This window comes from Xenorhabdus bovienii, from assembly GCF_024721015.1.
Lineage (GTDB): Bacteria > Pseudomonadota > Gammaproteobacteria > Enterobacterales > Enterobacteriaceae > Xenorhabdus > Xenorhabdus bovienii.
The window spans coordinates 13,034-25,094 of the sequence record NZ_JANAIF010000004.1 but is presented as its reverse complement, the minus strand read 5'-3'; the positions used below and the strand labels follow the sequence as shown (position 1 = coordinate 25,094).

The following is a 12,061-nucleotide window of genomic DNA, read 5'->3' as shown; positions in this document are numbered from 1 at the left end:
ACGTAATGGATATTCTCTGGAATCTGGCTGCATTTATTGTTGCATTGGGTATTCTTATCACAGTGCATGAGTTTGGTCATTTTTGGGTTGCCAGACGGTGTGGCATCTACGTTGAACGCTTTTCCATCGGGTTTGGTAAAGCGCTCTGGCGTCGCACAGATAAGCAGGGAACCGAATACGTTATCGCTCTTATCCCTCTGGGGGGATATGTCAAAATGCTTGATGAGCGGGTTGAGTCTGTCTCTCCCGAACGTCGTCATATGGCATTCAACAATAAAACCATCGGCCAGCGCGCGGCAGTCGTCAGTGCTGGGCCAATCGCTAACTTTATTCTGGCAGTCATTGCTTATTGGCTGGTTTTTGTGATTGGCGTGCCTTCTGTGCGCCCGGTGGTTTTGGATGTTAAGCCAGATTCTATTGCCGCCCAGGCAAATATTTTGCCCGGAATGGAACTAAAAATGGTTGATGGTATCGAAACCTTTGATTGGAATTCGGTACGTCTGGCCTTAGTGAGTAAAGTGGGTGAATCTTTTGTGTCAATGGATGTGATGCCAGTGGGTGCTTCTGCCAGCACGCAAAAAACATTAGATTTACGTGACTGGGCATTCGATCCATCCAAGCAGGATGTCTTGCTGTCTTTGGGTATTATGCCTGTCGTACCACGAATCAGCTCTCAGGTAGAGAACGTTTACCCGGGCTCTCCTGCTGAAAAAGCAGGTTTACAACGTGGAGACAGGATCGTTAAAGTCAATGGCCAGAATGTGGATGTCTGGCACACTTTTGTATCTTTTATCAGGAAGAATCCGAATGTTCCTCTAAAATTGGACGTTGCGAGGGCAGATAGCATAATCCCCCTGTCTTTGACACCAGAGGCCAGGCAGTTGTCCAATGGGCGTGAAGAAGGCTTCGCTGGCGCCGAACTTCAAGTTATTCCACTGGCGGATGAATATAAGGTAATTCAACAATATGGGGCTTTCTCTGCCATTTATCAGGCAGGAGACAAAACTTGGCAATTGATGAAGCTGACTGTCAATATGATCGGTAAATTAATTGTGGGGGATGTGAAACTCAATAACCTGAGTGGCCCTATTTCCATTGCCAAAGGCGCTGGAGTGTCGGCTGATTCTGGCTTGGTGTATTATTTGATGTTTTTGGCGCTGATTAGCGTCAACCTTGGGATCATTAATTTGTTCCCATTACCCGTACTAGATGGTGGACACTTGCTTTTCCTTGCTATTGAGAAGATCAAGGGAGGGCCAGTCTCCGAGCGTGTACAAGACTTCAGTTATCGCATTGGTACTATATTACTGGTGTTATTAATGGGGCTTGCACTTTTCAATGATTTCTCCCGCTTCTAAGGTGGGAGACCGGTTAGGAAAACGCATAACAACGATGGCGATGAAAAAGTTGCTCATAGCGTCGCTGCTGTTCGGCAGCGCCACTGCATACAGTTCAGACGGATTCGTGGTTCGGGACATTCAGTTTGAGGGTCTTCAACGTGTCACTTCTGGTGCAGCATTACTGAATATGCCAGTTCGCGTAGGTGATACAATCAGCGATGAGGATATCAGTCGCACGATTCATACACTGTTCGCGACTGGAAACTTTGAAGATGTCCGTGTCTTGCGTGATGGCAATACACTCGTCGTTCAGGTTAAAGAACGGCCAACCATCGCCAGCATTACTTTCTCCGGTAACAAATCGGTGAAAGATGACATGCTCAAGAAAAACCTTGAGTCCTCTCGTGTTAGTGTTGGTGAAGCTCTTGACCGCACCATGTTGTCTAATATGGAAAAAGGGCTGGAAGATTTTTACTACAGTGTTGGTAAATACAATGCTACGGTGAAAGCCGTTGTCACGCCGCTGCCCCGTAACCGTATTGATCTGAAACTCATATTTTCAGAAGGGATCTCAGCTCAGATCCAGCAGATTAATATTGTCGGCAATAAAGCATTTTCTACAAATGAGTTGCTCAACCGCTTCCAGCTCAGGGATGATATTCCTTGGTGGAACTTTATGTCTGACCAGAAATACCAGAAACAGAAATTGGCGGGTGACCTTGAAACCCTGCGCAGTTTCTACCTTGATCGAGGTTATGCCCGTTTCAGTATTGATTCGACTCAAGTTAATCTGACGCCAGATAAAAAAGGTATTTATATCACCGTGAATATCAATGAAGGCGCTCAGTACAAGATCGCCAGTATTGATTTGAACGGTAACTTGGCAGGTTATCAGTCTGAAGCCACAAAACTGACCAACATTCAGCCTGGGTCGCTGTATAACGGTACAGAAGTGACCTCGATGGAAAAGGCAATTAAAAACCTGCTTGGTCGCTATGGCTATGCCTACCCGCGAGTTATTACACAGCCTGAAATCAACGATACAGACAAAACGGTTAAGTTACATGTTAATGTGGATGCAGGTAACCGTTTCTATGTGCGTAAAATCCGGTTCGAAGGTAATGATGTTAGCACAGACTCTGTGCTTCGCCGCGAAATGCGTCAAATGGAAGGGGCATGGCTAGGCAGCGATCGTGTTGAACAGGGCAAAGAGCGTCTGGACAGACTGGGCTTTTTTGAAACGGTTAATGTGGATACAGAACGTGTAGCCGGCAGCCCAGATTTGGTTGATGTGGTTTATAAAGTCAAAGAACGCAATACGGGTTCCATGAACTTTGGTGTTGGTTTCGGTACTGAAAGTGGCATGAGCTTCCAGATCGGCCTTCAGCAGGAAAACTGGCTGGGAACGGGTAACTCTGTAGGGATCAGTGCCAGCAAAAATGACTATTCGACCTCTGCGGATTTGTCCTTTACCGATCCTTACTTCACAGTGAATGGCGTAAGTCTGGGCGGTCGTGTGTACTATAACGACTTCCGTGCAGATGATGCTGAACTTTCTGGTTATACCAATAAAGCCTACGGTACTGAAGGTATTTTGGGCTTCCCGCTAAATGAAAATAACAGGCTGGCCATGAGATTGGGCTATGCCCATAACTCACTGTCTGACATGCGTCCACAGGCAGCGATGTGGCGTTATTTGAAAAAAATGGGCAAAGAGCCGCCTTTTGAGGGCAAGGCATCGTTCGATTCCAATGATTTCCCACTGACATTCAGTTGGATATATGGCAACTTTGACCGTGGTTTCTTCCCAACTTCTGGTTTCAAGTCTTCAGTGGATGCCAAAGTGGCTCTGCCAGGCTCAGACAACCAGTACTATAAACTCACTTGGAGCGCTACAGGTTATTATCCGATTGATGATAAGAATTCATGGGTAATGATGGGGCGCACCCGCATGGGCTATGGTGGCGGTTTAGGTGGCAAGGAAATGCCATTCTACGAAAACTTCTATGCTGGTGGTTCTAATAGTGTCCGTGGTTTCCGTTCGAATAATATCGGTCCAAAAGCGATTTATTTAGGTAAGGACAAAGAACCAGAAAAAAATAGTCCATCCCGTGATGCTGTGGGGGGGAATGCGTTAGCGACTGCCAGCTTCGAGTTGATTACGCCAACCCCGTTCCTGGATGCGAAATATGCCAATACTGTACGGACTTCCTTCTTTGTTGATGCGGGAACCGTGTGGGATACCAACTGGAACAAAATTTACCCTGGCCTGCCTGACTACAGCAAGCCAAATAATATCCGTGTTTCGGCCGGTATTGCATTGCAATGGTTGTCACCGTTGGGGCCATTGACCTTCTCTTATGGGAAGCCAATCAAGGAATACGAAGGTGATAGAGCGGAGCAGTTCCAATTTAACATCGGCGGCACTTGGTAGTAATTAATCGTTTTTGGCGGAAAATCGCCTTATTATTAGATAAGGTGATTGTTAATTTTCCAACATGTAAAAAATAGCGTGGGTCAAAGGAGTTTATAGTGAAAAAAGTATTGTGTGCGGCAAGCCTTGGTATCGCATTAGCTTTCTCTGCGGGTGTTCAGGCAGCAGACAAAATCGGAGTCGTGAACGTTGGTGAAATCATCCAAAAGTTACCGGCTCGTGAAGCTGCTGTAAAACAGTTGGATAGTGAATTTAAAGGCCGTATATCCGAGTTGCAGAGTATGGAAGCTGATATGCAGGCCAAGGTGCAGAAACTGCAGCGTGATGGTTCAACCATGAAAGCCAGCGACCGCACAAAATTAGAGAAAGAAGTGATGGCACAGCGTAACGACTATGCCCAGAAGGCGCAGTCTCTTGATAACGATAGCCGTCGCCGCCAGATGGAAGAGCAGAACAAACTCCTGACCCGCATTCACGATGCCGTTAAAGTGGTTGCAGGTAAAGAAGGTTACGACGTTGTTCTTGATGCTAATACCGTATTATATTCCGTATCGGGTAAAGACATTACCGCAGATGTACTGAAACAGGTTAAATAAGTAGATGGTTTCAATTCGATTAGCTGATCTCGCTCAGCAGTTGAATGCGCAATTACATGGTGATGGCGATATCGTCATCACCAGCATTGCGCCAATGTATTCAGCAAATAGCGAACAAATTACATTTTTATCTGACAGCCGTTACACTGACAAACTTGCAGAATGTCAGGCTGCGGCTGTTGTGCTGCGTGAATCTGATCTTACTCATTGTAAGGTCGCCGCACTGGTTGTTGATAATCCCTATCTTGCCTATGCACGTATGGCACAAATCATGGATACGACGCCACAACCTGCACAGGATATTCACCCATCAGCCGTGATATTTTCTGAAGTGCAATTGGGGAAAAATGTGGCGGTTGGTGCAAATGCCGTTGTCGAATCTGGCGTTGTTCTGGGTGATAATGTCATTGTCGGTGCGGGTTGCTTTATTGGCAAAAATACGCGTATTGGTGCAGGAACCCGCCTTTGGGCCAATGTATCAGTATACCATAACGTTGAAATTGGCGAACAGTGCCTTATTCAGTCAGGCACCGTGATCGGGTCGGATGGTTTTGGCTATGCCAATGACCGTGGCAACTGGATTAAAATTCCACAGTTAGGCTCAGTGATCATCGGTGACCGCGTTGAAATCGGTGCTTCTACGACTATCGATCGCGGAGCGCTGGATAACACAGTTATCGGTAATGGTGTTATCATTGACAACCAGTGCCAAATTGCTCACAACGTCATAATTGGTGACAACACAGCAGTGGCTGGTGGTGCCACTATGGCGGGTAGCCTGAAAATTGGTCGTTATTGTATGATTGGTGGAGCCAGCGTCATTAATGGGCATATAGAAATCTGTGATAAAGTGACCGTGACCGGTATGGGCATGGTGATGCGTCCAATTACAGAGCCTGGTGTATACTCGTCTGGTATCCCATTACAACCGAACAAAGTTTGGCGTAAAACTGCTGCTTTAGTCATGAATATCAATGAAATGAATAAACGGCTTAAATCTGTAGAACGCCAGCTTGAAGGTGAAAACGAGTAATCATACAAACGTTTTTGGTTATGTTTTTATTTTTGCGGCCTGCCTGATAACTCTGCATTTGGAGTTAACGCAGGCCGTGTCGTTAATACTATGATTCTTATATAGACAGGAAGAGTATTTAGATGAGTGATAATCGTACTCTGCAAATTGAAGAGATTTTGGATTTGCTACCTCACCGCTACCCGTTTCTGCTGGTAGACCGTGTTTTGGATTTTGAGGAAGGTAAATTCCTACGCGCAGTCAAAAATGTATCATTTAATGAGCCATTCTTTCAGGGACATTTTCCGGGTAAGCCAATTTTCCCAGGCGTCCTGATCCTTGAAGCAATGGCTCAGGCAACCGGAATTCTGGCATTCAAAAGCGTTGGCTCACTGGCACCGGGTGAGTTGTATTACTTTGCCGCTATTGATGGTGCTCGTTTCAAGCGTCCGGTTCTGCCAGGTGATCAAATGATTCTGGAAGTTGAATTTATTAAAGAACGTCGCGGTGTTGCGCGTTTTAGGGGCGTAGCAAAAGTCGATGGAGAAGTGGCTTGCGAAGCTGAAATGATGTGTGCTCGCCGTCGTGAGGCTTAATATATGATTGATCAAACTGCTGTTATTCATCCCTCTTCCATTGTTGAAGAGGGTGCAGTTATTGGTGCCAATGTCCGTATTGGCCCATTTTGCTATATCGGCTCTCAGGTTGAGATCGGTGAAGGGACTGAAGTTAAATCCCATGTTGTGATCAACGGGATCACCAAGATTGGCCGTGATAACCAGATTTATCAATTTGCCTCTATTGGTGAAGTAAATCAGGATCTCAAATATCAGGGTGAACCGACTCGCGTTGAGATTGGTGATCGTAACCGTATTCGTGAAAGCGTATCGATTCATCGTGGCACCGTTCAGGGTGGCGGTTTGACTAAAATTGGCAGTGACAATCTGCTGATGATTAACACCCACATTGCTCATGATTGCATGCTTGGTGATCGCTGTATCATTGCGAATAACGGCACACTGGGTGGGCATGTCATTCTGGGCGATTACGTCATTATTGGTGGAATGACGGCTGTTCATCAATTCTGTCAGATTGGCGCTCATGTTATGGTCGGTGGTTGTTCTGGCGTTGCGCAGGATGTCCCGCCTTACGTCATTGCACAGGGAAACCATGCCACACCTTTCGGATTGAATATTGAAGGTTTGAAGCGCCGTGGCTTTGATAAAGAATCACTGCATGCAATCCGTAATGCCTATAAAGTACTTTACCGTAGCGGAAAGACGCTGGAAGAAGCCAGAATAGAAATTGAGCTTCAGGCGGCAAATAACCCACATGTGAAAGCATTCAGTGATTTTCTGGAAAATTCAGCAAAATCCAACCGTGGCATCATTCGTTAAGTAGATGAAGGATACTCCTTTGGCTACCTTTTCTTCTGTTAGTAATCAGCGTCCGCTGACAATTGCTTTGGTTGCCGGAGAAACGTCCGGTGACATTCTTGGTGCCGGGCTGATTCGCGCATTGAAAGCTAAAATTCCTGATGCCCATTTTGTGGGTGTTGCTGGCCCTCTTATGCAGGCGGAAGGTTGCGAAGCCTGGTATGAGATGGAAGAGCTGGCGGTCATGGGGATCGTTGAAGTATTGGGACGCTTGCCCCGTTTGTTGAAAATCCGCAAAGATTTAACGGCACGATTTACCGCGTTGAAGCCGGATGTCTTTATTGGTATCGATGCCCCTGATTTTAACATCACGTTGGAAGGGCGGCTGAAACAGCGAGGGATTAGGACGATTCATTACGTCAGTCCATCAGTATGGGCATGGCGTCAGAAACGGGTTTTCAAAATCGGCCGGGCAACGGATCTGGTACTGGCATTTTTGCCATTTGAAAAAGCGTTCTATGATCGATTTAGCGTTCCATGCAGGTTTATTGGCCACACGATGGCTGATTCGATGCCACTGCAAACGGATAAAGCGGCAGCCCGGGAGGCTTTGGGTGTTCCCTTAAATGCCCATTGCCTAGCGATACTGCCCGGTAGCCGCCATGCAGAAGTTGAGATGTTGAGTGCCGATTTTCTTAGAACCGTGCAGTTGCTGAGGAAAATCCTTCCTGATCTGCATGTATTGGTTCCATTGGTGAATGCCAAGCGGCATCAGCAGTTTCAGCGTATTAAAGATGAAATTGCGCCAGATTTATCTGTCCATTTGTTGGATGGTAACGCCGGTAAAGCCATGATCGCCAGTGATGCGACTTTACTGGCCTCAGGTACGGCAGCGCTGGAGTGTATGCTGGCCAAATGCCCGATGGTGGTGGGCTACAGAATGAAACCTTTTACATTCTGGCTGGCAAAGCGGCTGGTAAAAACGCCGTATGTTTCTCTGCCTAACCTGCTGGCAGGCAAAGAATTAGTTAAAGAACTATTACAGGACGAGTGTGAGCCACAAGCATTGTCTGGGGCATTGTTGCCTCTCTTGCAAGGTGGTGCTGATGTAGAATCGTTGAAACAAACGTTTCTGCATTTGCATGAAAGCATTCGCTGTGATGCCGATGAACAAGCTGCACAAGCGGTTCTGGAATTAGCGAGAAGATAATGGATTTTGTTTATCCTCAGGCGAATTTGATTGCCGGTGTTGATGAAGTTGGGCGTGGCCCACTGGTCGGGGCAGTGGTTACTGCGGCAGTCATTCTTGATCCTGCCAAACCGATTACAGGCTTGATGGATTCGAAAAAACTCACAGAAAAGCGGCGTGAAGCACTTTATCTGGAAATTAAAGAAAAGGCGCTGTGCTGGAGCCTTGGCCGCGCCGAACCAGGAGAAATTGATCAACTCAATATTCTCCACGCTACCATGCTCGCCATGCAGCGAGCGGTGGAAGGTTTAGCTATCACACCGGATTATGTCCTGATTGATGGGAACCGTTGTCCTGCATTGCCGATGTCGGCACAGGCGGTGGTTAAGGGGGATAATCTGGTGGCAGAAATAAGTGCTGCTTCCATTTTAGCAAAAGTGACACGCGACAGAGAAATGGCCGAACTGGGTAAGCAATTTCCTGATTATGGCTTCGCGAAACACAAAGGTTATCCGACCGCCCTGCATCTGGAAAAACTGGCTTTGCTGGGCGCCACGGAACACCATCGTAAAAGCTTTGCGCCGGTCAAACGAGCGCTGGGTCTTGGATAAGTAATCTGGGCAAACTATGACAGAACCACGTTTTGTACACTTACGTGTTCACAGCGACTATTCAATGATTGACGGCTTAGCCAAAACGGGGTCACTGGTAAAACAAGTGGCTAAATTGGATATGCCTGCTTTTGCGATCACTGATTTTACTAACCTGTGCGGCTTGGTGAAATTCTATGGCAGTGCCCATAGTACAGGTATCAAGCCGATTATAGGCGCTGATTTTTATGTGGAAAGTGATCTGCTGGGGGATGAATATGCCCATCTGACGATCCTTGCCCGTAATAACGAAGGTTATCAAAACCTAACTTTTCTGATTTCTGAAGCTTATCAGAAAGGTTATGGTGCGATTGGGCCGACGATTAAACAAGAATGGCTGATAAAATACAAAGCCGGCTTGATTCTTCTGTCTGGTGGGAGAATGGGGGATGTTGGTAAATTCCTTCTGCGTGGCAATCGGGCGATGGTGGATCAGTGCCTCGATTTCTATCAGGAACACTTTCCAGACAGCTATTACCTTGAATTGATCCGTACTGGGCGTCAAGACGAAGAAAATTATCTTCATGCTGCCGTTGAAGTGGCAGCAGAAAAAAACCTACCTGTTGTGGCAACCAATGACGTTTGTTTTCTGGAAAGTGACGACTTTGAGGCCCATGAAATTCGGGTTGCCATTCATGATGGCTATACGATGGCTGATCCCAAACGCCCTAAAAACTATAGCCTTCAGCAGTATCTGCGCAGTGAACAGGAAATGTGCGAGCTATTCTCTGACATTCCTGAAGCGCTGCAAAATAGCGTAGAAATTGCCAAACGCTGCAATGTGACTATTCGCCTCGGTGAATATTTCCTGCCACAGTTTCCAACAGGGGATATGAGCACTGAAGACTATCTGGTTGAAAAATCGAAGCAAGGTCTGGAAGATCGCCTGAACTTTCTCTATCCCGATCCTCAATTAAGAGCGGAAAAACGTTCCGAATACGATGAGCGTTTGGATATCGAGCTGGCAGTTATCAACCAGATGGGCTTCCCCGGCTACTTCCTGATCGTGATGGAATTTATCCAATGGTCGAAAGATAATGGCGTACCTGTAGGGCCGGGGCGTGGTTCCGGTGCGGGTTCCCTTGTCGCCTATGCCTTGAAAATTACCGATATTGATCCGTTGGCATTTGATTTGCTGTTCGAACGTTTCCTCAACCCTGAACGTATTTCGATGCCCGACTTTGACGTCGATTTTTGCATGGAAAAACGTGATCAGGTGATTGACCACGTTGCGGATATGTACGGGCGGGATGCGGTATCGCAGATCATTACCTTCGGTACGATGGCGGCAAAAGCAGTTATCCGTGACGTTGGGCGCGTATTGGGGCACCCATATGGATTTGTTGATCGAATATCGAAACTGGTGCCTCCTGATCCTGGCATGACGTTGGAAAAGGCGTTTGCGGCTGAGCCTCAGTTGCCTGAAATCTACGAAGCAGATGAAGAAGTCAGGGCGCTGATTGACATGGCGCGCAAACTGGAAGGTGTCACCCGTAACGCCGGTAAACATGCGGGTGGTGTGGTCATTGCCCCGACCAAGATCACTGACTTTGCACCGATTTACTGTGATCCGGAAGGCCTGAACCCCGTCACTCAGTTTGATAAGAACGATGTGGAATATGCGGGTCTGGTGAAGTTTGACTTCCTTGGCCTGAGAACCTTGACCATCATCAACTGGGCGCTTGAGATGGTGAACGCCCGTCGTACTCATAAAAATCTGGAACCGATTGATATTACGGCAATTCCGCTGGATGACCAGATAAGTTTCGATATGCTGCAACGCTCTGAAACTACGGCGGTGTTCCAGCTTGAATCCCGTGGGATGAAAGATCTGATCAAACGTCTGCGTCCCGACTGTTTCGAAGATATGATCGCATTGGTAGCGTTGTTCCGTCCGGGGCCATTACAATCCGGTATGGTGGATAACTTTATCGACCGTAAACATGGCCGCGAAGAGCTTTCATACCCAGATGTTGAGTGGCAGCACGAATCCCTGAAACCCGTATTAGAGCCAACATACGGTATCATTCTGTATCAGGAACAGGTGATGCAGATTGCTCAGGTGCTGGCAGGTTATACCCTCGGTGGTGCAGATATGCTCCGTCGCGCAATGGGTAAGAAGCAGCCGGAAGAGATGGCTAAACAGCGCTCGGTATTTGAAGAGGGCGCGATAAGCCAAGGTGTTAATGGCGAACTCGCCATAAAAATCTTCGATCTGGTGGAAAAATTCGCGGGTTATGGTTTCAACAAATCTCACTCTGCTGCCTATGCGTTAGTTTCTTACCAAACCTTATGGTTAAAAGCGCATTATCCGGCAGAATTTATGGCGGCCGTGATGACGGCGGATATGGATAACACAGAAAAAGTCGTTGGGCTGGTGGATGAATGCTGGCGTATGGGGCTTAAGGTTTTACCACCGGATATCAACAGTGGTCTGTATCATTTCCATGTCAATGACGAAGGCGAAATTGTTTACGGCATTGGTGCGATTAAAGGCGTGGGTGAAGGGCCGATTGAAGCAATCCTCGAAGCACGTCAAAAAGAGGGGCATTTCAAAGAACTGTTTGATCTGTGCGCGCGTGTTGATACCAAAAAGCTGAACCGTCGTGTGATGGAAAAGCTGATTATGTCAGGTGCGTTCGACAGGCTGGGGCCACATCGCGCGGCCTTGATGTCTTCGTTGGAAGACGCGCTGAAAGCGGCTGACCAACATGCTAAAGCAGAAGCCATTGGCCAGACAGATATGTTTGGAGTACTGGCTGAAAAACCAGAACAGGTTGAGCTTTCATATGCCAGTACACCGAAATGGCCAGAGAAAATCGTGTTAGATGGTGAACGGGAAACGCTGGGGTTGTATTTAACGGGTCACCCGATCACAAGTTATTTGAAAGAGATTGAACGATATACGAATGGATTGCGTCTAAAAGATGTGAGCCCGACACCTCGTGGTCAAGTAACGACTGTGGTAGGTTTGGTGCTGGCCTCCAAAATCTTGACAACCAAACGGGGCAACCGGATTGGCATCTGTACTTTGGATGATCGTTCAGGACGGCTGGAAATCATGCTGTTTTCTGATGCACTGGAAAGATATCAGCATTTATTGGAACAGGACAAAATTTTAATTGCTACCGGACAAGTCAGCTTTGATGACTTCAACGGCGGCCTTAAAATGACAGTCCGTGAATTAATGGATATCAGTGAGGCGCGTGAAAAATTTGCACGCGGGATAGCTATCTCGTTGTCAGACAGGCAAATTGATGAGCAATTATTCAATCGTCTCCGTAGCGTATTGGAGCCACATCGTTCAGGTACGATACCAGTTCATCTTTATTACCAGCGAGTAGATGCCCGTGCCCGTTTACGATTCGGTGCAACATGGCGGGTAACGCCGACGGATACCCTTTTGACAGATCTGCGAACTCTGCTGGGTAACGAGCAGGTAGAATTAGAATTTGACTAAAATA

General features: G+C 47.1%; 9 protein-coding genes. All 9 read left to right on the top strand.

Going from position 1 to position 12,061, the window contains the following annotated elements:
• Positions 1–5: 5 nt before the first annotated feature.
• The 9 genes from rseP (at position 6) to dnaE (ending at position 12,057) form a co-directional block, all read left to right on the top strand.
• Positions 6–1,358, top strand: coding sequence for a sigma E protease regulator RseP (rseP, locus tag NXS07_RS02010; protein ID WP_038207891.1), 1,353 nt, complete (start codon positions 6–8; stop codon positions 1,356–1,358).
• A gap of 34 nt (positions 1,359–1,392) precedes the next feature.
• A complete protein-coding gene (bamA, locus tag NXS07_RS02005; protein WP_038207889.1) occupies positions 1,393–3,774 on the top strand; it encodes an outer membrane protein assembly factor BamA in 2,382 nt (793 codons plus the stop codon).
• Between the two features lie 98 nt (positions 3,775–3,872).
• Positions 3,873–4,370, top strand: a complete 498-nt coding sequence (gene skp / locus NXS07_RS02000) for a molecular chaperone Skp (RefSeq protein WP_038207887.1) — start codon at positions 3,873–3,875, stop codon at positions 4,368–4,370.
• Positions 4,371–4,374: 4 nt separating this feature from the next.
• Complete coding sequence (gene lpxD / locus NXS07_RS01995; protein ID WP_038195293.1) at positions 4,375–5,403, top strand: UDP-3-O-(3-hydroxymyristoyl)glucosamine N-acyltransferase; 1,029 nt, start codon at positions 4,375–4,377, stop codon at positions 5,401–5,403.
• A gap of 122 nt (positions 5,404–5,525) precedes the next feature.
• Entirely contained in the window at positions 5,526–5,978 is a 453-nt protein-coding gene (fabZ, locus tag NXS07_RS01990; protein ID WP_038185194.1) for a 3-hydroxyacyl-ACP dehydratase FabZ, read from the top strand.
• Between the two features lie 3 nt (positions 5,979–5,981).
• Positions 5,982–6,779, top strand: a complete 798-nt coding sequence (lpxA, locus tag NXS07_RS01985; protein WP_258086068.1) for an acyl-ACP--UDP-N-acetylglucosamine O-acyltransferase — start codon at positions 5,982–5,984, stop codon at positions 6,777–6,779.
• Between the two features lie 4 nt (positions 6,780–6,783).
• The gene (gene lpxB, locus NXS07_RS01980; RefSeq protein WP_258086067.1) at positions 6,784–7,968 is read left to right on the top strand and encodes a lipid-A-disaccharide synthase; all 1,185 of its coding nucleotides are present in this window, start codon (positions 6,784–6,786) and stop codon (positions 7,966–7,968) included.
• On the top strand, positions 7,968–8,558 hold the full coding sequence (rnhB, locus tag NXS07_RS01975) for a ribonuclease HII (RefSeq protein ID WP_038195288.1): 591 nt from the start codon (positions 7,968–7,970) through the stop codon (positions 8,556–8,558). Before lpxB ends, rnhB begins: the two co-directional genes overlap by 1 nt.
• 16 nt (positions 8,559–8,574) lie before the next feature.
• Positions 8,575–12,057, top strand: coding sequence for a DNA polymerase III subunit alpha (dnaE, locus tag NXS07_RS01970; RefSeq protein ID WP_258086066.1), 3,483 nt, complete (start codon positions 8,575–8,577; stop codon positions 12,055–12,057).
• Positions 12,058–12,061 lie beyond the last annotated feature (4 nt).

Bases quoted from the DNA above. Each gene is read 5' to 3' on its own strand.
- bamA (WP_038207889.1), top strand. From the start codon at position 1,393: ATGGCGATGAAAAAGTTGCTCATAGCGTCGCTGCTGTTCGGCAGCGCC.
- rnhB (WP_038195288.1), top strand. From the start codon at position 7,968: ATGGATTTTGTTTATCCTCAGGCGAATTTGATTGCCGGTGTTGATGAA.
- dnaE (WP_258086066.1), top strand. From the start codon at position 8,575: ATGACAGAACCACGTTTTGTACACTTACGTGTTCACAGCGACTATTCA.
- lpxD (WP_038195293.1), top strand. From the start codon at position 4,375: ATGGTTTCAATTCGATTAGCTGATCTCGCTCAGCAGTTGAATGCGCAA.
- lpxA (WP_258086068.1), top strand. From the start codon at position 5,982: ATGATTGATCAAACTGCTGTTATTCATCCCTCTTCCATTGTTGAAGAG.
- rseP (WP_038207891.1), top strand. From the start codon at position 6: ATGGATATTCTCTGGAATCTGGCTGCATTTATTGTTGCATTGGGTATT.
- fabZ (WP_038185194.1), top strand. From the start codon at position 5,526: ATGAGTGATAATCGTACTCTGCAAATTGAAGAGATTTTGGATTTGCTA.
- lpxB (WP_258086067.1), top strand. From the start codon at position 6,784: ATGAAGGATACTCCTTTGGCTACCTTTTCTTCTGTTAGTAATCAGCGT.